Below are 23,277 nucleotides of genomic sequence, written 5' to 3'. Positions count from 1 at the left end.
ATCGGACGCCAATATTGGATCTTCGCGACCGCCATTGTGGTGGTTGCCGCTGCGATTCTATATTTCATGGGCCGCAATCCGATTTGCGAATGCGGTCAGGTCAAACTCTGGGTCGGGACGGTGCACGGACCCGACAACAGCCAGCATATCGCCGACTGGTACACGCCCAGCCATATCATCCATGGATTTATCTTTTGCGGACTGGGCTGGCTCCTCCTCCGCAATCGACCGGTCGGTCTGTGGCTGTGCCTTGCCGTCGCGCTTGAAGCGGGTTGGGAAGTGCTCGAAAATTCGCCGATCATCATCAACCGCTATCGTGAAGCGACGGCGGCCTTTGGCTATTCCGGCGATGCCATCATCAATTCCGTTGCCGATATTGGCTGGATGGCAATCGGCTTCCTGATCGCCCGGCGCATTGGCCTTTGGCCAACCGTCGCAATTGCAATCGCCTTCGAGCTATTCACACTCTGGATGATCCGCGACAATCTGACACTGAATGTCGTGATGCTGGTTTGGCCGATTGATGCCATTCGCGAGTGGCAAGGCGCGCTCTAGGCGGCTTTCGCTTCCTCAGGCGGCACCGGATTGATTTCGCTCCGCCAGCTATCGGTTAGCCGCCGCATAATGGCTTCGACCGGCCCGCGATCGAACTTGCGTCGCCACAGCGTCGAAAGCAGGATGAGAATGGAATAGAGTATCGCCGAATAACCGATCACCCAGCCCAGCGTCCGCGACGGTTTGACCCCGGCCCATTCAACCGCCCAAATCCCGATCGTACCGTGGATGATGTAGATCGTCAGTGCGAGCTGCCCGGTATGGACCAGTGGCATGATCCAACGGCGGTCGGCAAACCGCTCGCCAAAGCTCAGACATAGGGACACAATCGCCATCGCCCAGCCGGCACCGACTGCCACGAAGAGCGGCATCGGCGGATAGGGCGCGCTGTCCAGCGACACCGACGCCTCTTCCAGATCGAGCATCGGGAAGATATCCTCCATGAGTTTGAAAGTGCCCATATTGAGAAAGAGATAGGCGATTGCTTCGGCTGACAGGGCGATCGCGACACCCCAAATCAGCAGCCGCCGCCGAACCGACGCGTCAGTCAATTCCAGCCGCCCGATCATCATGCCGACCAGCATGAACGCGACCCAAGGCATCACTGGATGATAACCCTGGAAGAACAGGTCGATCAGTATCTCTCGCGGTGTGAATGCGTTGGTCGTTGCCCAGAAGGTAATGCCCAATTGTTCGGGCAGGATATAATACAGAAAGGGAAAGACAATCGTCGCCAGCAGCGTGAAGATCAGCAGCGCGCGATTCGACGTTGTCAGGATCGCGGCGGCGATCAACAGATAGACGCCGTAAAAATGGAGAATGTCATATTCCCAATATTGGCGAAACCAAAAGCCAATCACGAGCAGGAACAGCGATCGCCGCAACAGGTTCATCCGATCCGCACGGATGAGATCGGCGTCATCGGACAATCGACCGCGTCGCGACAGAAGCGATATGCCGATACCTGCAAGAAACACGAATAGCGCAGCGGCGCGGCCATTTACCTGGCCGGCCATCCATTCGAGCCAGGCCGGACCATCCACCGTCACCGGGAAAGTCGCCCGATAATTGACAGTAATCATGCCGAAAATCGCCAAGGCGCGGGCTATGTCGAAGCCTTGGATACGGCTTGCTGTCCGGGCTTCCTCGACAGTCGATGCCTCAACAGCGGGTACGTCTGTGTCCGCCGTCATTTGCTGTCACCGTCGTCAATGCTGCTGGCCGTCGGCTCACCCGTGCCGCGACCTATCGGATCGGCACCGAACCCGACGTCGCGATCCGTTTGTCGCTCTGTACCGCGTCCCTGTGCGACCGGATCGGCAAAACGGCCACGATCGCTGTCAGTGATCGGGCCCTCTCCATTGCCGCACCCTGCTGGATCGGCATTGGCCCCACCATCGCTGTCGCTAACGCCCGTGTTACCGCCGGTTCTGCCACCACCAGCAGGATCTGCGTTCGGGCCACCATCGCAATCGGTCAAGCCGGCCTGGGCACCATCTCCCTCTGGATCCTTGCAGCCGGTTACAACGCTCCCGGCGCCGACCGCTAACGTCGTGCCACCGACAACGCGCGACAGGAACGAACGGCGGGACAGCGTCCGCGATGAACCGGATTGTGCGATAATGAGCCCCCTTTCGGGTGCGATAGGAGAGAATGAGCGGCTAGGCAATTCGGGCCTGGCACGCGGATCCGTGTCGTTCGCCCGCCGGCGCTAATTCTGCCGGAACGGCGCTAACGGCCGATCATGTTTTCCGGGCGCACAACGCGATCAAACGTCTCTTCATCGACCAGGCCAAGATCAAGACCCGCTTCTTTCAGCGTCTGGCCGTTCTGGTGCGCATGTTTGGCGATCTTGGCGGCATTGTCATAGCCGATTTCCGGTGCCAGCGCGGTGACCAGCATCAGCGACCGGTCAACCAATGATTTGATCTGATCTTCATTCGCTTCAATGCCATCGACACAGCGTTCGGCAAATCCGGTCATGCCGGTCGAGAGCAGGGCTATCGACCGCAGCACATTGGCACCGATAAGTGGCATGAAGACATTGAGCTCGAAATGCCCCTGCATCCCGCCCACGGTCACTGCCTGATGGTTGCCGATGACTTGTCCGGCGACCATCGTCATCATCTCGCACTGGGTTGGATTGACTTTGCCCGGCATGATCGAGCTGCCCGGTTCATTTGCCGGAAGCGATAACTCACCCAGGCCAGAGCGCGGGCCAGAGCCTAGGAAACGGATGTCATTGGCGATCTTGTTGAGCGCCACAGCCAGCGTGTTCAGCGCGCCGGAGAAGAAGACGAGCCCGTCCTTGGCGGCAAGCTGTTCAAATTTATTGTCTGCGCTTTCGAACGTGAGACCGGTGATATCGCTGATCGCTGCCGCCATATCCTCCGACCAGCCCTCCGGCGCGTTAAGCCCTGTGCCAACCGCTGTTCCACCGATAGCGAGCTTGGCAATATTACCCATTAGCGCGCCTTCGATCCGCGCCTTGCAGCTGATCAGCTGGGCCGCATAGCCGGAAAATTCCTGGCCCAGCGTGAGCGGGGTCGCGTCCTGGGTATGCGTCCGCCCGATCTTGACGATATCGTCCCAGGCTTCGGCCTTGGCGGTGAGCGATGCGATCAAGATGTCGATTGCGGGCAGCAGTGCATCACGCGTTGCGAGCGCCGTTGAAACATGGAGCGCGGTCGGGAAGCTATCATTGGAGCTTTGCGACATGTTCACATGATCATTGGGGTGAACCGGTTCCTTGCCCCCGCGCGTGCCGGCAAGCGCCTCATTGCCGATCCCGGCAATCACCTCGTTCACATTCATATTGGTCTGGGTGCCGGAGCCTGTCTGAAAGATGGTCAGCGGAAATTCGCCGTCATGCTTGCCATCGCGGACCGCGGTTGCTGCCGCTTCAATTGCATCGGCAATGCCAGCATCTAGGCCATGCTTCTTGTTCACCCGCGCTGCCGCTTGTTTAACCGCTGCCTGGGCATGGACAATGCCGATCGGCATGCGCTCTTCAGGGCCGAAGGGGAAATTCTGAAGGCTGCGCTGCGTCTGCGCGCCCCAATAGGCATCGATCGGCACTTCGATCGGGCCGATGGAATCAGTTTCAGTGCGGGTGTCCTGGGTCATGGAATATCTGGTTCCTATGGTTCGGCCGGAACTCGATAAGGAGGCGCGACCTCTATTTTTTGCGTTTGAAATCAACCGCGACGACGTTCGATCCGTCTTCGACGGGCTCAACGGCCGGGGGATCATTTTCGGCATGGTCGGCAGGGCCGGATTCTTTGCCCTGCGCCTGGAATTGGAGGGCGAAATTCACCGCTGGATCGACAAATCCGGTAATCGCAGCAAAGGGCACTACCAGCGTGGACGGCACCTGATTGAAGCTCAGCCCAACTGAAAAACCCTCTTCGTCGACAGTCAGATCCCAGAAACGCTTCTGCAGGACAATCGTCATTTCGTCGGGAAAGCGTTCCAGCAGATGGCCGGGAATATCGACCCCCGGAGCTCGGGTCTTGAACGTGATGTAAAAATGATGCTCGCCGGGAAGATCCCCCGCTTCGCCGACCTCACTCAATACGCGACCGACAACGGCGCGAAGCGCCTCCTGCACGATCTCGTCATAAGGAATCAGACTATCTGGGGTGTCATCCGTCATACAGGTTTGGTGAACGGCTGGAGCCGCAGGGTCAATATTTGTTTCGCAGATTTTCCACCATGGCGACGGTGATTGGGCTGGTGGGCCATCATTCGCACCAATTAGGCGAGCGCCTGATAGGCGGCGAAGACCATGGAGATGCCCCGCATATCGCCCATCAACGCGCTATCCATGCGATTCATCACATAGGACAGGCACAGCCCGGTATCGCGATCGACAAAGACGAGCGATCCACCATAGCCGCCCCAGAAACAGTAGTTCTGGCTCGGCCCAAGCGGCATCATGTCATTTTTGAGGCCATAGCCCATACCGAAACGGATCGGCATTCCCAGAACCAGGTCCATCCCGTTGGTCTGTTCCTCGAAAATCCGCTCAGGGCCTTTTTCCGACATGATGCGCTTGCCAAAAGCCGATCCGTCATTCGCCATGGCCGTCTGAATCCGGACAATACTGCGCGCATTGCCATGGCCATTGGCCGCCGGAATCTCTGCATCGCGCCAGCCGCGCATGGTTGTTTCGGCAATGTCGATTTTCGGGCTACGAAAGGTCCGCGATGCAATCGATCCATCATCGTTCGATTCAACCAGAGTGGTGGGCGGGATGAGCTCGGCAATACGATCGTCAAGCGTTGCATCCGTTCCGATATGAAAATCCGCATCGAGCGGTCCAGCAATTTCACTCCGGAAGAACTCGCCTGCCGTCTGGCCCGTTACCCGGCGGATCACTTCGCCGATCAGATGGCCCTGGGTGATCGCGTGATAACCGGACTTGCTACCCGGCTCCCACCAGGGCGTCTGTTGCGCCAACGCCCCAACGACACGGTCCCAGTCATAGAGCGCCGCGCCTTCAACAAGATCATCCATCCCGGAAAGGCCAGCCGAATGGCTGAGAAAATGGCGGACCTCGACCCCCTCCTTCCCGTTCTGCGCGAATTCCGGCCAATAGCGCGCGACGGGAGCGTGCAGGTCGACATCCCCGCGATCCGCCAACAATAACATGGACATGGCAGCCATCGTTTTGGTCGACGACCAGACATTGATGATCGTATCTTCTTCCCAAGGCTTGGTTTTCGCGGCATCGGCATGGCCGCCCCAAAGATCGACGACCATCTCGCCCTGATAGCTGGCCGCAACTGACGCGCCGACTTCTTTGCCGCTTGCAAAATTACTCTCGAACATGGCTTTGACCGGCGCAAAGCGATCGTCACAGGTGCCGTGGATTTCCGTCATTCTCAATCTTCTCCTGGGCGGCGAAATGGCGCGCGGAAAATGCGTTGCACGGCCATGCACGATCCGTCCAGCCCCGGCTTGCGCCGTTTTGCCCATCTGAATGATTGTCTGATCCGCCGTATCGGCTATAGCGGCGCGATGCGCACCGCTACGATAGCCCGCAAGACCGGCGAGACCGATATTGCCGTCGAGATCAATCTCGATGGAACAGGCAGCTATACCGTTTCAACCGGTATCGGATTTCTTGACCATATGATCGAGCAGCTCTCCCGCCATTCGCTGATCGATGTTGATCTCAAGGTCGATGGCGACCTGCATGTCGACCAGCATCACACAACCGAGGACAGCGCGATTGCGCTGGGCGAAGCGGTCGCCAAAGCGCTTGGCGACAAGGCCGGCATCCGCCGCTATGGCACAGCCTATTCACCGATGGACGAGACACTATCGCGGGTTGCGCTCGATATTTCCGGTCGACCCTATCTGGTGTGGAATTCGGGTTTCAGCCAGGAACGGCTCGGCGAAATGGATACCGAGCTGATCCAGCACTGGTTCCACAGCTTTGCCGGATCGGCGGGCATCACGCTGCACATCGAAACGCTGTATGGCGATAATAATCACCATATCTGCGAAAGCATTTTCAAGGGTCTGGCCCGCGCGCTGCGCGATGCCGTGGAAATTGATCCGCGCAAAGAAGGCGCGATTCCCTCAACCAAAGGCACGCTCGGCTAATGGCGGAGCGCATAGCGCTTATCGACTATGGCGCGGGCAATTTGCGATCAGTGTATAATGCCCTGATGGCCGCAGGAGCCACGGCCGTCGAAGTGACAGCTGATGCGAGTGCGGTGAACGACGCGGATCGGATCGTCTTACCCGGTGTCGGTGCCTTTGCAGCCTGTATGGATGGACTGTCTGGCCTGCCCGGCATGATTGACGCGCTTCACAGCGCGGCGATCGATCGAGCGCGGCCATTTCTGGGCATTTGTGTCGGAATGCAGTTGCTCGCGGATCGCGGCGAGGAACATGGGGTGTTTGACGGGCTGGGCTGGATCGGTGGGACTGTGAAGCCCTTGGCCAGCAAAAATCAGCAGCTCAAGATCCCGCATATGGGCTGGAATGATGTTACGCCGCACGGCAGTCCTCCGCTCGTCGAACCGGGAGAGGCCTATTTCCTTCACGGCTATCATGTCGCGCTGACTGAACCCGCGACGGGCTATGCCATAACTGACCATGGTGGCCCGGTGACTGCCGCGATTGGTCGAGACACGATTATCGGGGTTCAATTTCACCCGGAAAAGAGCCAGAAATACGGCCTGGATTTCCTGTCCCGATTTCTGGAGTGGACGCCATGAGCTTGATCGTATTCCCAGCAATCGACCTGAAAGATGGCCAGGTGGTGCGTCTCGCGGAGGGCGATATGGATCGGGCCACAATCTATGGCGACGACCCCGCTGACCAGGCCCGCCTATTCGCCGAAGCCGGCGCGGAGCATGTCCATGTCGTTGACCTGGACGGCGCCTTTGCTGGTGAAGCGCGCAATGCAGATGCCGTCAAATCCATCGTCACCAGCTTTCCCGGCTATGTGCAGCTGGGCGGCGGAATTCGCTCGCGCGATGATGTCGAAGGCTGGTTCGATCGTGGAGTCGCCCGGATTGTTATCGGCACGGCAGCGCTCACCGACCCGGACTTTGTGAAAGACATGGCCCGCGAATTTCCCGGCGGCATTGTCGTTGCGGTGGACGCCAAAGGTGGCTTCGTTGCCACACAGGGCTGGGCAGAGACATCCGAGGTCAGCGTGATCGACATGGCTCGGCGGTTCGAAGATGCCGGGGTTGCATCGCTGCTGTTCACCGATGTCGGGCGCGATGGATTGCTCAAGGGCTGCAATATCGAAGCCACGGTGGACCTGGCGAATGCCACAGATATCCCGGTCATCGCGTCGGGCGGCGTCAAAGGCATCGCCGATATCCATGCGCTCAATATCCATGCCGATGCCGGGATCGAAGGCGTAATCACGGGCCGGGCGCTCTATGATGGAACGCTGGATCTCGCCACTGCGCTTGCCCTCGCCGATCGATGACTGTCCGCAAACGCATCATACCCTGTCTCGATGTCGCCAATGGCCGGGTGGTAAAAGGCGTAAACTTCGTCGATCTCGCGGATGCCGGCGATCCGGTCGAACAAGCTCGGGTTTACGATGCCGCCGAGGCCGATGAGTTATGCTTTCTCGACATCACGGCCAGCCATGAAGAGCGCGATACATTGCTCCATATTGTCGAGCGCACCGCAGCGGTCTGCTTCATGCCCTTCACCGTCGGCGGTGGTGTCCGGACCCCCGAAGACGCCCGCAGACTGCTGCTGGCTGGGGCCGACAAGGTGGCCGTAAACAGCGCTGCCGTGGCGCGGCCAGAACTGGTCAGAGATATGGCCGAGCGGTTCGGGAGCCAATGCGTGGTCGGGTCAATCGATGCGCGGCAGACATCATCCGGCTGGGAGATTTTCACCCATGGCGGACGCCGGGGAACCGGGATCGATGCCGTGGCCCATGCCATGCAGCTCGCAAAACTGGGCGCTGGAGAGTTGCTCGTCACATCGATGGACCGGGACGGGACCAAGGATGGCTATGATGTCACGCTGACCCGGACGATTGCCGATGCAGTATCGGTACCGGTCGTCGCGTCGGGCGGTGTCGGTACGTTGGAGCATCTGGTCGAAGGTGTGCGCGATGGCCATGCCGATGCCGTGCTCGCCGCTTCGATATTCCATTTCGGCACCTACAGCATCGCCGATGCGCGGGCGACCTTGGCGCGAGCAGGAATTCCGGTTCGCAGCCAAAAAACCGTCGGGTAACTTTACATTTACCATATCTGGCAGATCGAGATTAACCATGGCGATCGGACCCATCGGTGAGTTCCCCGCAATTGGCCGGTTTCTTGCTTCAATATCATAGATTTGGCCTTTTTGGGGGGATGGATGTCCGCACCGCGCATCATATTTGCATTTATCGCCGCTTTCGTGATCGGGGTTTCGCCTGCATTGGCGGCTGCGATAAGCGTGGATGCGCCGGGCGACATCACTTTGTTCGCGCTGGGTGTCGTCGGGCTTTTTGTCGGCCGACACATCAGCAAACGGCGAAAAAAGTCCGACTCTGACGAGCCCGGTTGACGGAACCCGCCTTCCCGCCCAAATGCGGGAGATGGCCAATACGCTTACCCGCCTCGAGAAAGTCATCAAAAGCCGCAAGGACGGCGATTCCGGCAAATCCTATGTCGCCAAGATATTCGGCAAAGGTCGCCTGAAGATCGCCCAGAAATTCGGCGAAGAATCGGTCGAGACCATTATCGCGGCGCTGCAAGAGGATGATGAAGCCCTGGTGGGCGAAGCCGCGGACGCTCTGTTCCATCTGCTGATCCTGCTCGCCGATCGCGGTGTTCCAATATCCGACGTACTGGCCGAACTGGAACGTCGCGAAGGCAAGTCAGGACTGGCCGAAAAGGCCTCGCGCAAAAACTAGTCGCAGCGCATATCGCCCGAACCGATCGAGGAGGAGTCGCACTGCGCGCCGCCGCGCACGCGAATATCGCCTGAACCGATCATATTCCCGCTAACGGTTTCGGTCGCAAAGATCTCAACATTACCGGAACCGGCAATATCGATATCAGCGCGTTCGACGCGTAGCTCTTCGGCTTCGATATCCCCGGAACCGGCGATGCCGATTTCGAGGTCAGCGACGGTACCGGCGGCGGCAATGTTACCCGAGCCGGCAATATCAAATTCGGCGCGCTGGGCTTCTAGCGCCTCAAGCGCAAGACTGCCTGAGCCCGCTATCGACACTTCAAAATCTTCAGATTCGGCTCGGTCGACCCGCATATCGCCAGACCCGGCGATAGATGCACCGTTCAGGACCGGAACGGTGACGAAGATCGTTGCCGAATCACCACCAATGGAGATCCCATTATCGTCGCTGCGACCGATGCGCAGAGTGTTGTTGCGGATCTCGAACACGATCCGCTCGACGACATCATCATCGCCTTCGACGCGAATATCAAAACCATCGCCCAGGGCGACTTCGACATGGTCCGGGCCCCGTAAGGACACCGAATCAAATTCCTCAAGCTCAAGCTCACTCAGCGGTTGGCCGTCAGAAAGGCTGTCACCGCCAATAACGACCCCGTTACATCCAGCGACCGCCAATGCCGCAAGCGATACCAATAACGCGCGCATTCTCATTCTCCCAACTGTATTGTTTCATTAATACAGCAAGGCAGGGATGGGCGCAACCCCCTACGCCCTGGCGGGTGCGTCGTCGGGCGCATCGTCGGGCATGGCTTCGCACACATTTGCAATATCGCCGTCCCGGCGAATCTCCCTCGCCTCATCCTCTTCGATCTCGTCATGCTGCTTGTGAAGCGGTGCAAATCGCAGCACTAGGAAGCCGGCAATTCCCGACACGGCCGAGCCGAGCAGAACGCCGATTTTAGCTTCTTCGATCAGCAACACATTTCCAGGGAATGCGAGACCGCCGATGAACAGACTCATCGTGAAGCCGATACCGCACAGCATGGCCGTACCGTAGATCTGTAACCAGGTTGCCCCGCGCAGCTTGCCGGCCACGCCGAACTTTACAGCCAACCATACGCTGCCGAAGATCCCGATTTGCTTTCCGGCAAACAGGCCCAGCGCAATGCCGATCGGCAGCGGTGCCAATATCTGTTCGACACCCATGCCTTCAAGATTCACCCCGGCATTGGCAAAGCCGAAAATCGGAACGATCACAAAGGCGCTCCATGGCGCAATGGCATGCTCCATCCGGTGCAGAGGACTCTCTTCAGAATCGGGCGCGCCGGGAGTTCGGGTAATCGGGATCAGCATCGCTGCAAGCACCCCCGCAATCGTCGCGTGGACACCCGACATGAGCACACAATACCAGAGGAGGATCGAAAGGAGGATGAAGGGCCAAAGGCGCTTCACGCCTGTCGCATTCACATAATACATCACCGCCAGGACGATGCCTGAGGCGAACAGCCAGATCGTGGCCAGAGACGGCGTGTAGACAAGAGCAATAATCGCTACCGCACCCATATCGTCAACAATCGCGACGGTGACCAGAAACAGTTTGAGCGATGTCGGCGCCCGTTTGCCGAGCAGGGCCAATACGCCGATCGCAAAGGCGATGTCGGTGGCGGCAGGAATAGCCCAACCATTGACCAGCTCGGGATGGTCGCGGGTGAAAAACAGGAAGATAATCGCCGGCACTGCCATTCCCGCAGCTGCTGCAATGATCGGCAAGCGACGCTTGTCCCAACTCGACAGGCGGCCGTCGACAAACTCACGTTTGATCTCCAACCCTACCAGGAAGAAGAAGATCGCCATCAGGCCATCATTGATCCACAGGTGCAGGGTCATCGGCCCAAGCTTGCTGGTAAGCTCCGGACTTAAGATCGGCCCCATATTGTCGTTCAGGATATGGTGATAGCTCTCGTAGAGCGCGCTATTCGCCACAATCATGGCGAGCACGGCCGCGATCATCAGCACAATACCGCCAGACGCTTCGCTCTTCAGAAAGCTGCGCAGCGCAGATCGGACACCCAAGCGTTCAGCCATGATCACTCCTTCGTTTCGCGCAACGCTCTAATGGGGATTGCGGACAATGCAAAGCATCTGACCGCAATCGAACGGCCAATCTCGCTTGGCACTTTCATTTGTTGGAATTTTGACATAAACAATGGGCGGCTCTTGGGGGCAAACGTTGGGAGGCGTTGCTGTACGGAGAGCCCCTTTTTCAGCTCATGGAGATTGTGTTTCGCGAACTTGCGCTGTTCGCGGCGTGTGGTTTTTTGCTCATCGCTCTCGACAATCTCACCATTGATCTGCTCTGGCTGCGCCGGACACTGCGCCGGACACTGCGCCGATTCCGCGGGAAGCCAAACAACTCCCGCAGAATGCCGGCGCAACTGGCTGACAATGCCGTTCCTGGCCGCCATGCCGTCTTCATCCCCGCCTGGGACGAGGCTAATGTCATCGGACCGATGCTGGAACATATGGCCCGGCAGTTTGAAGGTCGCAATTACCGCGCGTTTGTCGGGTGCTACCCCAATGATCCCGCCACGATCGCGGAAGTTAAAGAGGTGGCCGAACGCTATCCAAAAATTTGCCTTGTCATTTGCAGAAAGCAGGGCCCAACCACGAAAGCCGATTGCCTGAACGCCTTGTGGAAAGCCATGGAGGCCGAGGAAGACCGGAGCCGGACAAAATTTAGATCGGTCATTTTGCATGATGCCGAAGACGTGGTCGATCCGCATGAGATTTCGCTTTTCGATCGAATGATCGGCAGCCATGACCTGATCCAGATTCCGGTTATCCCGCTGCCGGACCCCAATTCAGCATGGATCGCCGGCCATTATTGTGACGAATTTGCCGAGGCGCATGGCAAGGATTTGCCCATGCGGTCTGCACTCGGAGCAGCTGTGCCTTCGGCCGGTGTGGGATGTGCGATTGCCCGCTCGGTGTTGGGCGACCTAGCCAAGCAGCGCGGCGATGTTCCTTTCGACAAGGACAGCCTAACCGAAGATTATGAGCTTGGCCTAACGCTCGCGCAGCAAGGCTGCAAAGGGAGCTTCGTGCGCTGCCATGCGGGGGAAGATAACGATCTAATAGCCGTGCGCGCGCATTTTCCGGCCACCCTTGGCGCAGCGTTACGCCAGAAGACACGATGGGTAGCCGGAATATCACTATTCGGCTGGGATCGCCTCGGCTGGGACGTCGGTTTTGCAGATTTCTGGATGCGATTGCGCGATCGCTGCACGATCCTTGCCGCACTTGTTCTGACTGCCGGCTACGCTGCTGCACTACTCGGCTTGGGCCTTGTGATTATAGCAAGCATATTCCCGGTTTCGTTCACTCCGCTGCCCGATTATCTGGCAGTCCTTCTCAGTATCAACTTCGCACTGCTGTTATGGCGCCTGGCGATGCGCGCCATTTTTACCGCACGAGTCTATGGCTGGCGCAGCGCGATAACCGCACTACCCCGAATTGTGGTTTCGAATGTGATATCGATAATGGTCGCGCGCAGGGCGCTCACCCAATATCTTCTTACGCGTAGGGGTGGTCGACCGGCCTGGGAGAAAACCAAGCACGTCTTTCCAGCAGCCAAGCTAAGGTGATCGGCTATTCCAGACCACCGCTCAGATTTGCGGTGTCGATTATATTGACTTGGATTGGGCTCCGGATCCTGTTTTGGAATCCGACCCATCCCCCCCTCACGCCAGCGGAACGTGAAGTACAATTGGCGTCGACAGAGGCCGCACGACCCGTCTCACCTCCTGATGCGAACATGCGTGCGCCGGTAAGGCGCCCCATCGCCAATCTGATCGAGGGGCAATCAATCCAGCGATCATGGACAGCGCTCAACAGCGAAAACGAGTCTGGCAGAATTGAACCGGCGACCAAAAGAGGCATTCGCAGCGGAGCCCCGAACCTGACCGGTTCTGTTGCCGCAGCTATCGAGGAAGCCGGTGCGCAGGTGGGAACCAGCGGGACCATGGTGAGGTCTGCGGTCATGCCCATTGCTCCGGCCCCTTCGAATAGGGCGTCGCTGGCCATCTGGGCGCAGTGGCGAGCTGGCATTGGAACCGAATCCCTCGCCAATGCCGGTGAACTGGGCGGTAGTCAGGCAGGCGCGAGGCTGTCCTATCCGATATGGCACAGGGGGTCCGCAGAAGTCGCAATTGCCGCGCGCCTGTCCCGCCCGATTGAACGCGCTGACGGGGCAGAAGCGGCCATCGGCCTTGCCGTCCAACCGAGCAGATCTGTTCCGGTTACCGTCTCGTTCGATCGACGGATTGCGATCGAGCCGGGAGGACGCAATGCTTGGTCCATCGGTGTCGCTGGCGGCGTGTATCGCAAGCGAGTTACCGCCGGACTGGAGCTGGATGGTTATGGCCAGGTCGGCATCGTCGGCGCTGAAAGCCGCGACCTATTTATTGACGGGTCTGCCTCGCTAAGCCAGTCGATTGCGATTGGCGATCGAGCGGCCGTATCGCTCGGCATTGGTGTGTGGGGCGGTGCACAGCCCGGCGCAGCACGGCTCGACATAGGCCCAGAGGCGGGCCTGCGTCTTTCCGTCGATGATATTGGGGTGCGCCTTGCTCTGGGCTGGCGCCAGAGGGTCGCGGGCATGGCTGCGCCAGGCTCTGGTCCGGCCGTGACCCTGGGCGCCGATTTCTGAAGAAAGCCGAGCGGATCGACAGACACCACCTTCCGCTCGGCGGCCAAAATCGGTAGGCCAGTAGCTGATGGATATTTATCTCCCGATCGCTGAAATTTCGGTCAATGCGTTCGTGATCATCCTTTTGGGAGGTGTGGTCGGCATATTGTCCGGCATGTTCGGTGTCGGCGGTGGTTTTCTGACGACACCGCTCCTGATCTTCTCGGGCATATCTCCGGCCGTCGCAGTAGCCTCGGCGACCACGCAGATAACCGGTGCGAGTGTGTCAGGTGTTGCTGCACATGCCCAGCGCAAGGGCGTCGACTTCAGAATGGGTGCCGTGCTGATCGTGGGCGGCATATTTGGCACCATATTTGGTGGGATCGTTTTCCTGCAACTGCAACAAGCCGGCCAGATCGATGTCGTAGTGGCGATGCTATACATCATCCTCCTGACGGGCATCGGAATCCTGATGATCCGCGAAGCCTGGACCGTGATCGAGGCTCGAAGATCGGGTGTCCGTATCAAACCGCCCAATCGTCGCCACCATCCCGTCGTCGCCGCACTCCCCCTGCGTTGGCGATTCTATGGCTCTGGGCTCTATATTTCGCCTGTCGCCCCCTTTGCTGTCGGCTTTCTCGTCGGCACGCTTACCGTCATGCTGGGGATTGGCGGTGGGTTCGTGCTTGTTCCAGCCATGATCTATATCCTTGGCATGTCGACCCGCGTGGTTGTCGGCACATCCTTGTTTCAAATCCTGTTTGTCGCAGCGGCAACGACCATGGTCCATGCGCTGACGACCCAGGCTGTCGACATCGTCCTGGCGGTATTGCTGCTGATCGGCAGTGTCACCGGTGCGCAAATCGGTGCTCGACTATCGACACGCATCAATCCGGAATGGCTAAGATTATTCCTCGCGGCGCTGTGCATCCTCGTCGCGGTGCGCATGGCGCTTGGGCTCGGATGGCGGCCAGACGAAATCTATTCGATCGAGATCACATGAAACGGATCGCGCCCCTCATTCTCCTCCTGATGGTTGTGCCCATGCTGATGGGGCAGGCCCGCCCGCGGCTGGTTCCAGCGGTCGATCAGGAGCAGATCGAGATCATTTACAGTTTCACCGGTGCCGAGCTGATGGTCTATGGCGCGATCCTCTATCCCGAAGGACGCGTTCCCGAAGACCCGGTCGACATCGTCGTCGTCCTGAAGGGACCCGAGCAATCAATCCTGGTGCGCGAAAAACAGCAATGGATGGGCATTTGGATGAATGCCGCCCAGGCCCGGTTCCGATCAGCTCCGGCATTTTACGCGCTGGCGAGTGCCCGGCCGATTGATGAAATCGTCGATGAGCGCACTGCAGCTATCTACGAACTCGGCATAGACAGCCTGCAACTATCTCCTGCCAGCGCGAATCCGCCGGAAGAAGCACGGCGATTTGACGACGGCCTTGTCGATCTTCGCGGTCGTAATGATCTATATGTTGAACAGCTTGGAGCCGTCGAGGTGACTGAAGGCGTGCTGTACAATGCACAGATCGATATCCCCGCGCGGGTGCCGGTAGGCGACTATACAGCCGAAACATTCCTGATCCAGGATGGCCGGGTCTTGGCCGGCGAAGTGCGCGAAATTCGCATCGATAAGTCGGGATTTGAACGATTTGTCGCTAATGCCGCTGAAAATAACGGTTTTCTTTATGGTCTGGCCGCAGTGCTTGTATCGCTGCTCCTCGGCTGGATTGCGGGGATCGCCTTCCGCCGGCTTTAGGCATTCTGCGCCTATGGTAAGCAAAATATTTACCCTTTTGCTGCTAGTTTCCATCCGTTGAAAATCAGGCAAATGGGGTATTACCTGACATGGATGAGATTGGTACTTTTCGGCCAGTAGCTGACGAAGAAGAAGCGAACGGCGCTTCGCTCGTCGGCAGCATGGTTTCCCGCGAGGGTGATATCGTGATCGGTCATGTGACCGAGATCGCCGGCTCCGGTTCGCGTATCGCTGTCGATGCCCAGATGCTTGATCAGGTTCGCGCTGATCCCGATCCTACGCTGGCCATGGCTGGCCAAGTCGGCAGCCAGGTAAAAATTCGTGTCGGCGATAGCTGGCTGGTTGCCAATATCCGCACGCTTGCGGCAGATCCCAACAATCCGGCTTCTGTCGATGCCTATATCGACTTTCTCGGCGAAGGTATCGTTGTCGAGGGATCCAACCGGGTTAAAGGCTTCCGCCGCGGTGTAACACGCTTCCCGATCCCCGGTTCGCCGGTAATGGCCGTGTCCGATGCGGATATGCGCCAAATGTTTGCGACGGAAAGCCGTCCGCATATTGAGATCGGCAATGTCTACCCGACCAAGGATATTCGCGGCGCACTCTATGTCGATCCCATGCTCGGCAAGCATTTCGCGGTGCTCGGCTCAACCGGTACCGGTAAATCGACCAGCGTCGCATTGATCCTCCATCGGATCTGCGAACTCGCACCGGAAAGCCATATCGTGATGGTCGATCCGCATGGCGAGTATAGCGCGGCCTTTAAGGGCGCTGGCGAAATTTTCGATGTGAACAATCTCGCGCTTCCCTATTGGCTGATGAACTTTGAAGAACATTGCGAAGTTCTGATCACGACCTCTGGCGCCGACAAGCAACGCGACCGCGATATTCTTGCGAAATGCCTGTTGGCATCGCGCGCGAAGAGCCGGCTTGCCGAAGAAATTCCGCAGCTGACCGTCGACAGTCCCGTTCCATATCTGCTCTCCGATCTGCTTTCGCTGATCACAACGGAAATGGGCCATCTCGATTCAGCGAATGATACGGCGCCCTATATGCGCCTCAAAAGCAAGATCGAGGAACTCAAGGCCGATCCGCGCTACAGCTTCATGTTCTCGGGTATGCTGGTCGCCGATACGATGGCTGATTTCATTGGTCGCGTCTTCCGCTTGCCGGGCAATGGCAAACCAATCTCGATCGTCGACGTTTCGGGCGTGCCGTCTGATATCTGTTCGGTCGTGGTCGCCGTCCTGTCTCGCATGGTGTTCGACTATGCGATCTGGTCACGCAATGAACCACAACGGCCGATCCTGCTCGTATGCGAGGAGGCCCACCGCTATATCCCGGCCGGCCATATCGAACAGGAATCCGCGGTCGGCAATATTTTGAGCCGGATCGCCAAGGAAGGTCGTAAATATGGCGTTTCGCTGGGCCTTATTACCCAGCGTCCGTCGGATCTTGCCGAGGGCGTGCTCTCCCAGTGCGGTACGATTATCGCGATGCGCCTCAACAATGACCGTGACCAAGCGCATGTGCGCTCCGCGATGCCTGAGGGTGCGCGCGGGTTCCTTGATGTGATCCCGGCCCTGCGCAATCGCGAATGCATTGTCTGCGGCGAAGGTGTGTCGGTTCCTATCCGTATCGCCTTCGATACGCTGGAAGAAGAAAAACGACCGGCATCGGGTGATCCGGTATTCTCAGAAATGTGGACCCATGTCGGCGACGAACAGGGCATTGTTTCCCGGACCATTAAGCGCTGGCGCAGCCAGGGCCGATAGTCCGACATCCAAGACTACCCAGAAAGCCCTGCCGGAAGGTGGGGCTTTTTTGGTAGCGCTGTTGTTGGAATGCCGCCGAACAGGCTCTAGCTGGAAGTGCGTTCCGTTCGACGGGCGCCGCTGGCGATTTCCGGCTCCTCGCGATCCTCGCGGCGGGAAAGGGCAGCGCCGGGCTCAACCTCAAGCAAGTTCGCCAAGGTCGCGCGGAACCGCTGCAATTCATCGCCGGTGATCCGCGCCTGGCGAGTGAAGCTCACCGATCGCGGATCGACCTTCCGGCCATTGCGGATCAATTCATAGTGAAGATGCGGTCCGGTCGACATGCCGGTCGAACCGACATAGCCGATGATCTGGCCCTGGCTGACGCGCGATCCGTTCGACGCGACAATCCGGCTCATATGCGCATAGGCGGTCTGGATACCGCTACCATGACTGATCCGGACATAGTTGCCATAACCGCGATTACGCCCGGAATAGTTCACGGTTCCGGATGCTGCAGCACGGATCGGTGTGCCGCGTACAGCAGCAATGTCGAGCCCGGTATGCAAACGGCGATAGCCGAGAATTGGATGACGGCGATAGCCAAAGCCGGACGTCAGCCGTCCATTGACCGGCATCAGCATCTGGCCGGTACGCTGGCCAACGCCAGATGCCTCAAACCATTGATCATCGCCATCAACGGCCCAACGGAGCAGTTGAGTTTCGCGCTCGCCGCGCTCGATGCCGGCATAGATCAGCCGGCCAATCTCTATCTCGCCAGTTTCAGCCCGGCGATGTTCAACGATCAGATCGAAGGTGGAATCTGCCGGTATGTCGCGATTAACCGACATGCGTGTGCCAATGGCACGCAGATATTCCTGGATGGCCGCAGGCGGTGCGCCCGCAGCGCGAGCTGACCGATACAGGCTCGATCCCACCCGGCCACGAATACGCAGCGGTGTATCATCCACTGCGATCGGGATCTGGTTGAGACGCAATGCCCCATCTACCCGGGCCACCTCAAGCTTCAGATCGAAACGCGCGCGAAAGGCAATCTCGTCCACCGGACGCGGAACCGTTCGGTTCGGTCGACGGCCCAATACAATATTCATGACGGTGCCAGGCCGAATATCTTCAACTGGCACGGCATCGGTAATCATCGCTGCCAGCTCTACCGCTTCGTTTGACGCGATGCCGGCGCGTTGCATGACGCGGGCAAGGCCATCACCACGGCCCAATGTTGCGCTGAGCTCAATACGCGGGCGTTCGGGTGTACCGGCAAGTGGTTCGACAGATTCGGTAGCCGCCATCCGCCGCCCGGTATCTCCGCCCAACGCCAGTGGCGTGATCGCTTGGGCACGGGCTTCATCCCATTGCGCTTGGTCCATTGGTTCAGCCGCCGTCGGTATTGCTTCGACACTGGGTGCCAACAGGAATGTTGTCACACAAAGCGCCGCGCACGTAGCCGCTCCACGCCACCAGGTTTTGCTGCCGACCTGCGCTCCGAGATCGACGATCAGATCAAGGTCGCGCCAGCGATCGACCGGAATCCTGGATCGCAGGGCTTCACCGAAATTTGGGATCTGCGGGTCTTTTTCGTCTGATACAGCAGAATCGAAGGACAGTGCGGCAGTGCCGCTCCCTTGAGCCCCCTCAAATTCGTTGCGCTGATACAAGTACAACCCCGCTTAAGAGCTAATTACACCCGGGCGCATCGGGCGCATCTCCGGGAATGACCGTTGTGGTTAAAAAACGTTAAAGTCAAATTAAGGTGAGGCAGGGGGAATCACGGATGCGGCGAGCCGTGAGAGTCGCTCGACAGGCCGCATTTCGGGGATTCTTTGAGATTATGCATCTTGCGCGGTAGCACTGGATCGCCGATGGAAAAGAGATGAGCAATTTCGCCCGTGCACCGCTTGCTGCCGTGCTCGGCCCGACCAATACCGGCAAGACGCATCTCGCGGTCGAGCGCATGATGGGTCATGCCAGCGGGATGATCGGTTTCCCGCTGCGCCTGTTGGCCCGGGAAGTCTACGATCGGGTGGTCGCTGCAAAAGGCCCGGACAGTGTCGGGCTGATCACCGGCGAAGAGAAGATCCTTCCGGAAAAGGCGCGCTGGTTTCTCTGTACGGCAGAATCCATGCCGCGGGATCGGGATACCGCCTTTGTTGCGCTGGACGAAGCCCAGCTCGCCGCCGATCCCGAGCGCGGCCATGTTTTCACCGATCGCATGCTCCATATGCGCGGGCGCGAGGAAACAATGATTCTCGGATCGGATAGCTTGCGCCCGATGTTGGGCGCGCTGGCTCCCGATGCCGAGATCATCTCTCGGCCCCGCTTTTCCACGCTCTCCTACAGTGGACCCAGAAAGCTCTCCCGCCTTCCGCCGCGGTCCGCGATCGTCGCCTTCAGCGCCGAAGAAGTTTACGCCGTGGCCGAAGCCTTGCGCCGGTTGCGCGGCGGCGCGGCCGTTGTGATGGGTGCACTCAGTCCGCGCACCCGCAACGCGCAGGTTGCGATGTTCCAGGCGGGCGAGGTGGACTATCTTGTTGCCACTGATGCGATTGGCATGGGGCTGAACATGGATGTGCACCATGTCGCCTTTGCCTCGCTCCGCAAATTTGACGGGCGACGGCGGCGGCGCTTGCATATCCATGAGATGGCGCAGATCGCCGGCCGCGCGGGCCGTCATCAGCGCGACGGCACGTTTGGGACATTGGGCCTCGAAGGCGGCGATCATGCGAGCTTTACTGATGCCGAGATCGAACGGATCGAAGGCCATGACTTCCCCAATCTGCGGCAACTCTATTGGCGCGATGGCGATCCGCGCTTCGATACGATCGATACATTGATCGCCGATCTCGAATACCGTCCCGAGCAGGAGGTGTTGCGCGCGGCGCCCGAAACCGTCGATCTGACCGTGCTCAAAAAACTCGCCGAGGAAACATGGGTGCGCGAGCGGGCAACCGACGCGAATATGGTGACGCGACTATGGGCCGCCTGTGGCTTGCCCGATTTTCGCAAGACCGGTGCAGATGGACATGCGCGGCTCGTCGGCCGGCTGTTCCGCCATCTTTCTGAGGGCGATGGCCATATCCCGGCGCCGGTTTTTGCGCAGGAAATAAGCGCGCTCGAAAATCTCGCCGGGGATGTTGAGACGCTGGCCGGGCGATTGGCCGCGATCCGGACCTGGGCCTATGTCGCGCACCGTGCTGACTGGCTTGAAAATCCCGATAAAGGTGCAGACCGCGCTGCGGCGATCGAGCAACGATTGTCGGACGCGCTGCATGACAGCCTGACGCAACGATTTGTCGATCGGCGGACAACCGTCTTGATGCGCGATCTTGGGGCGAAGGGAGAAGAAGCGCTGCCGGTCCGGGTCGATGCAGACGGTGTCGTGACCGTCGATGACGAACCGATCGGCACGATTACCGGCTTTCGCTTCACCGTCGATCCGGGCAGCAATCACGCAGACACGAAGCGCCTGCTCGCCGCGGCCGAACGCCGGCTTGGCGGGGAATGGGCGCAGCGGACTGCAGCCTTGCTCGCCGATAGCGATGAAGCTTTTGCGGTGCTGACCGATGCCGGTGGGCCCATTCGCCTGGCCTGGCGTGGCGAGATCGTGGCAGCCCTTTCCGCCGGCAAGGCGCTGCTCACGCCGGAAATCACCCTCGACCGCACTCTCTCTGCCCTGACCCCCGAGCAGCAGGCCCGCATCGCCCAGCGCCTGCAGGCCTGGATCGCCCGCACCACCGGCCGCATACTCGGACCGTTGCGCAGGATCGATGCCGCGCTCAATGCCGAGCAGACCGACCCGGCAATCCGCGCGCTGCTCGCCCCCCTGCTCGAGGCCGGCGGAATACTGGCGCGCAAGATAGCGCTCGGCCCCCTGGGGCAGCTCGACAAGCAACAACGGCACCGGATCGGTCGGTTGGGACTGACCATCGGTGCGCTCGATATTTTCCATGCTGCGTTGATGAAGCCCGAGCCGACCCGCTGGCGCCTGGCGCTCGCTGCAGCGCTCAACAACCGGCCGATGCCCGAACTGCCGCCCGCCGGCGCTGTCTTGCTGCCCGAACCAAGGGGCGCGACGCTTGCCGCTTGGCGCGACGCCGGTTTTCGCGGCTTTGCCGGCCAGATGCTGCGGATCGACATGGCCGAACGCGTTGCCCGCGCCGCGCATGATGCGCGCACCGGCAAGGAGGCCTTCCTGCCCGATCCCGCATTCTCGACGTCGCTCGGGCTCAGCGAAGCCGCACTTGCCCGGTTGATGCAGTCGCTTGGCTTCCAACCCGCGCCTCCGGAAAGCGAAGGCGGCCCGGGCCGCTGGGCCTGGCGCGGTCGCCGCCCACCGAAACCCAGGCCACGCAAGGCGGCGCCGGGCAATGCCTTTGCCAAGCTTGCCGAACTCGATCTGGGCAAGAAATGACCCAGGATGACGGCCTGCGCATCGACAAGTTCCTCTGGTTCTCCCGGCTCACCCGGACCCGGAGCCTGGCGCAGAAGATTGCCGAGAAAGGCCATATCCGCTGTGCCGGCCGACGGATCGATCGCGCCCATGCCGTGGTGCGCGTTGGTGATGTGCTGAGCGTGCCCATGCCCAATGGCGTGCGCGTATTGCGGGTAGAATCGCTGCCGGAACGACGCGTGCCCGCCAAGCTGGTAGATGAGATTTATAGCCGCGTAGAAAGGATCAGCGACACTAGGCGTTGACGGGGGCGTCATCTTGTCGCTAGCAGAATTCCACTGACCACGAGGAGAGCCGCGTCAATGACATATGTCGTCACCGATGCCTGCATTAAGTGCAAATATATGGACTGTGTCGAAGTATGTCCGGTGGACTGCTTCTATGAGGGCGACAATATGCTCGTCATCCATCCAGCCGAATGCATCGATTGCGGCGTATGCGAACCGGAATGCCCGGCCGAGGCCATTCTCCCTGATACCGAACCGAACCAGGAAAAATGGCTCGAGCTCAACACCAAATTCGCCGAAGAATGGCCGAACATCACGCAAAGCCGCGAAGCGCCTGCCGATGCCGATGACCATAAGGGCGAAGAGGGCAAGTTCGAGAAATATTTCTCCCCCGATCCCGGTCAGGGCGACTAGGACCGCGCTCCGGACCAGCCCGGAACGGATCTCGACAGGAAAAACCGCAGGCAGGGTCCGGTTTCGGACAAGCCGCTCGCACGCGGCATAAATGTATACAGGCTGGAAATTTTCTTACGAATCTGTTACATAATGTCCCGAAGCGGGAATAAATATATTCCGCTATGTGGGATAACGCACGGAAAAGGCTAGAGAAATTGAACGCGTAGGCATTGCCCGCTATGGGCGGCTGCACGATTCGCTCGGCTTACCGTCAAGAAAGGTCGTATTTTATGGCAAGCAAGGCGCTTGACTTCGAAGTCGGAGATTATGTCGTTTACCCAAAGCATGGCGTAGGCCGGGTAATCGAACTCCAGAATGAAGAAATTGCGGGCATGCAGCTCGAACTTTACGTGCTGCGGTTCGAAAAGGAAAAGATGACGCTCCGCGTGCCGACCAACAAGGCCGAAGGCGTTGGAATGCGCAAACTCTCGTCCGACAAGACGCTGAAGGACGCGCTCAAGACGCTGGAAGGCAAACCCAAGGTCAAGCGCACCATGTGGTCGCGCCGGGCCCAGGAATATGAAGCGAAGATCAATTCGGGTGACCTGCTGCAGATCGCCGAAGTGACCCGCGATCTGTTCCGCGCCGATGACCAGCCGGAACAAAGCTATTCGGAACGCCAGATCTTCGAAGCGGCATCAAGCCGCCTCGCCCGCGAACTCGCGGCGATGGAAAAGACGGACGAACCAACCGCACTCGAGAAAATTCTCGTCATCCTGAACAAGGCCGCCGCTATCTGGAATGCTGAAAAGGCAGAAGAAGAAGCTGCGAAGGAAGCGGCCAAGGCGTAATCCCGCTCACTGCGAGACCGAAAAGCCCGGCCAAGCCCTTGCGGTTTGGCCGGGCTTTTTAGTTTTGGCGATGGTGCTCCCCCGTTCGATCATTCCAGAATCGTCACCCTGAACTTGTCTCAGGGTCCACCGCTCCTGCTTCTCCGTCTGTGCAGATGGACGAGTGGATGCTGAA

The 23,277-nt window shown here is 59.2% G+C and carries 24 protein-coding genes; 16 read left to right on the top strand and 8 right to left on the bottom strand.

The window, feature by feature from the left end; genetic code table 11:
- Nucleotides 1-66: 66 nt before the first annotated feature.
- Nucleotides 67-555: a DUF2585 domain-containing protein gene (locus HFP51_RS12015; RefSeq protein WP_370462917.1), complete on the top strand. Its 489-nt coding sequence runs from the start codon at nt 67-69 to the stop codon at nt 553-555.
- Here HFP51_RS12015 and HFP51_RS12010 read toward each other — a convergent pair.
- The 5 genes from HFP51_RS12010 to HFP51_RS11990 form a co-directional block, all read right to left on the bottom strand.
- The gene (locus HFP51_RS12010) at nt 552-1,748 is read right to left on the bottom strand and encodes a DUF418 domain-containing protein (protein WP_176875963.1); all 1,197 of its coding nucleotides are present in this window, start codon (nt 1,746-1,748) and stop codon (nt 552-554) included. The two genes, HFP51_RS12015 and HFP51_RS12010, sit on opposite strands and share 4 nt — an antisense overlap.
- Entirely contained in the window at nt 1,745-2,224 is a 480-nt protein-coding gene (locus tag HFP51_RS12005; RefSeq protein WP_176875962.1) for a hypothetical protein, read from the bottom strand. The genes HFP51_RS12010 and HFP51_RS12005 overlap by 4 nt, the downstream gene beginning before the upstream one ends.
- Before the next feature lie 62 nt (nt 2,225-2,286).
- Nucleotides 2,287-3,681 (bottom strand): class II fumarate hydratase, encoded by a 1,395-nt coding sequence (gene fumC / locus HFP51_RS12000; protein ID WP_176875961.1) that lies wholly within the window; start codon nt 3,679-3,681, stop codon nt 2,287-2,289.
- Nucleotides 3,682-3,733: 52 nt separating this feature from the next.
- Complete coding sequence (locus HFP51_RS11995; protein WP_176875960.1) at nt 3,734-4,210, bottom strand: SspB family protein; 477 nt, start codon at nt 4,208-4,210, stop codon at nt 3,734-3,736.
- Between the two features lie 101 nt (nt 4,211-4,311).
- Nucleotides 4,312-5,439, bottom strand: coding sequence for a serine hydrolase domain-containing protein (locus HFP51_RS11990; protein ID WP_176875959.1), 1,128 nt, complete (start codon nt 5,437-5,439; stop codon nt 4,312-4,314).
- Between the two features lie 138 nt (nt 5,440-5,577).
- Between HFP51_RS11990 and hisB the strand changes: the two genes are divergently transcribed.
- The 6 genes from hisB to HFP51_RS11960 all read left to right on the top strand — a co-directional run bounded on the left by hisB (nt 5,578) and on the right by HFP51_RS11960 (nt 8,950).
- Entirely contained in the window at nt 5,578-6,168 is a 591-nt protein-coding gene (gene hisB, locus HFP51_RS11985) for an imidazoleglycerol-phosphate dehydratase HisB (protein ID WP_176876669.1), read from the top strand.
- Nucleotides 6,168-6,788 (top strand): imidazole glycerol phosphate synthase subunit HisH, encoded by a 621-nt coding sequence (gene hisH, locus HFP51_RS11980; protein WP_176875958.1) that lies wholly within the window; start codon nt 6,168-6,170, stop codon nt 6,786-6,788. Before hisB ends, hisH begins: the two co-directional genes overlap by 1 nt.
- The gene (gene hisA / locus HFP51_RS11975; RefSeq protein WP_176875957.1) at nt 6,785-7,516 is read left to right on the top strand and encodes a 1-(5-phosphoribosyl)-5-[(5-phosphoribosylamino)methylideneamino]imidazole-4-carboxamide isomerase; all 732 of its coding nucleotides are present in this window, start codon (nt 6,785-6,787) and stop codon (nt 7,514-7,516) included. The genes hisH and hisA overlap by 4 nt, the downstream gene beginning before the upstream one ends.
- Nucleotides 7,513-8,286, top strand: a complete 774-nt coding sequence (gene hisF, locus HFP51_RS11970) for an imidazole glycerol phosphate synthase subunit HisF (RefSeq protein ID WP_176875956.1) — start codon at nt 7,513-7,515, stop codon at nt 8,284-8,286. The genes hisA and hisF overlap by 4 nt, the downstream gene beginning before the upstream one ends.
- A gap of 123 nt (nt 8,287-8,409) precedes the next feature.
- Nucleotides 8,410-8,601, top strand: coding sequence for a hypothetical protein (locus tag HFP51_RS11965; protein WP_176875955.1), 192 nt, complete (start codon nt 8,410-8,412; stop codon nt 8,599-8,601).
- A gap of 31 nt (nt 8,602-8,632) precedes the next feature.
- The gene (locus HFP51_RS11960; protein WP_176875954.1) at nt 8,633-8,950 is read left to right on the top strand and encodes a phosphoribosyl-ATP diphosphatase; all 318 of its coding nucleotides are present in this window, start codon (nt 8,633-8,635) and stop codon (nt 8,948-8,950) included.
- Here the strand turns inward: HFP51_RS11960 and HFP51_RS11955 are convergent.
- Both HFP51_RS11955 and nhaA read right to left on the bottom strand, forming a co-directional pair.
- Nucleotides 8,947-9,660 carry a head GIN domain-containing protein gene (locus HFP51_RS11955; RefSeq protein WP_176875953.1) on the bottom strand — a complete coding sequence of 238 codons (714 nt, stop codon included), beginning with the start codon at nt 9,658-9,660 and terminating at the stop codon, nt 8,947-8,949. The two genes, HFP51_RS11960 and HFP51_RS11955, sit on opposite strands and share 4 nt — an antisense overlap.
- 60 nt (nt 9,661-9,720) lie before the next feature.
- Nucleotides 9,721-11,040, bottom strand: a complete 1,320-nt coding sequence (gene nhaA / locus HFP51_RS11950; RefSeq protein WP_176875952.1) for a Na+/H+ antiporter NhaA — start codon at nt 11,038-11,040, stop codon at nt 9,721-9,723.
- A 185-nt stretch (nt 11,041-11,225) separates the two neighbouring features.
- On the opposite strand from nhaA, the gene HFP51_RS11945 reads away from it, so the two are divergent.
- The 5 genes from HFP51_RS11945 to HFP51_RS11925 all read left to right on the top strand — a co-directional run bounded on the left by HFP51_RS11945 (nt 11,226) and on the right by HFP51_RS11925 (nt 17,181).
- Nucleotides 11,226-12,599 carry a glycosyl transferase family protein gene (locus HFP51_RS11945; RefSeq protein WP_176875951.1) on the top strand — a complete coding sequence of 458 codons (1,374 nt, stop codon included), beginning with the start codon at nt 11,226-11,228 and terminating at the stop codon, nt 12,597-12,599.
- 170 nt (nt 12,600-12,769) lie between these two features.
- Complete coding sequence (locus HFP51_RS11940) at nt 12,770-13,663, top strand: hypothetical protein (RefSeq protein ID WP_176875950.1); 894 nt, start codon at nt 12,770-12,772, stop codon at nt 13,661-13,663.
- Between the two features lie 67 nt (nt 13,664-13,730).
- Nucleotides 13,731-14,645 (top strand): sulfite exporter TauE/SafE family protein, encoded by a 915-nt coding sequence (locus HFP51_RS11935; protein ID WP_176875949.1) that lies wholly within the window; start codon nt 13,731-13,733, stop codon nt 14,643-14,645.
- Nucleotides 14,642-15,406: a TIGR02186 family protein gene (locus HFP51_RS11930; RefSeq protein WP_176875948.1), complete on the top strand. Its 765-nt coding sequence runs from the start codon at nt 14,642-14,644 to the stop codon at nt 15,404-15,406. Before HFP51_RS11935 ends, HFP51_RS11930 begins: the two co-directional genes overlap by 4 nt.
- A gap of 161 nt (nt 15,407-15,567) precedes the next feature.
- Nucleotides 15,568-17,181 (top strand): ATP-binding protein, encoded by a 1,614-nt coding sequence (locus HFP51_RS11925; RefSeq protein WP_255454991.1) that lies wholly within the window; start codon nt 15,568-15,570, stop codon nt 17,179-17,181.
- A gap of 86 nt (nt 17,182-17,267) precedes the next feature.
- On the opposite strand, the gene HFP51_RS11920 is transcribed toward HFP51_RS11925, so the two are convergent.
- Nucleotides 17,268-18,836 carry a M23 family metallopeptidase gene (locus HFP51_RS11920; RefSeq protein WP_176875946.1) on the bottom strand — a complete coding sequence of 523 codons (1,569 nt, stop codon included), beginning with the start codon at nt 18,834-18,836 and terminating at the stop codon, nt 17,268-17,270.
- A gap of 215 nt (nt 18,837-19,051) precedes the next feature.
- On the opposite strand from HFP51_RS11920, the gene HFP51_RS11915 reads away from it, so the two are divergent.
- The 4 genes from HFP51_RS11915 (at nt 19,052) to HFP51_RS11900 (ending at nt 23,102) form a co-directional block, all read left to right on the top strand.
- Entirely contained in the window at nt 19,052-21,589 is a 2,538-nt protein-coding gene (locus tag HFP51_RS11915; protein ID WP_176875945.1) for a helicase-related protein, read from the top strand.
- On the top strand, nt 21,586-21,873 hold the full coding sequence (locus tag HFP51_RS11910) for an RNA-binding S4 domain-containing protein (protein WP_176875944.1): 288 nt from the start codon (nt 21,586-21,588) through the stop codon (nt 21,871-21,873). The genes HFP51_RS11915 and HFP51_RS11910 overlap by 4 nt, the downstream gene beginning before the upstream one ends.
- 57 nt (nt 21,874-21,930) lie before the next feature.
- Nucleotides 21,931-22,269: a ferredoxin FdxA gene (gene fdxA, locus HFP51_RS11905; protein WP_176875943.1), complete on the top strand. Its 339-nt coding sequence runs from the start codon at nt 21,931-21,933 to the stop codon at nt 22,267-22,269.
- A 272-nt stretch (nt 22,270-22,541) separates the two neighbouring features.
- Nucleotides 22,542-23,102, top strand: coding sequence for a CarD family transcriptional regulator (locus HFP51_RS11900; RefSeq protein ID WP_176875942.1), 561 nt, complete (start codon nt 22,542-22,544; stop codon nt 23,100-23,102).
- The last annotated feature ends 175 nt before the right edge of the window (nt 23,103-23,277 follow it).

The sequence above is a fragment of the Parasphingopyxis sp. CP4 genome (assembly GCF_013378055.1).
GTDB lineage: Bacteria > Pseudomonadota > Alphaproteobacteria > Sphingomonadales > Sphingomonadaceae > Parasphingopyxis.
The sequence above is the reverse complement of the archived record's forward strand: the minus strand, read 5'-3'. Positions and strand labels throughout refer to the sequence as shown.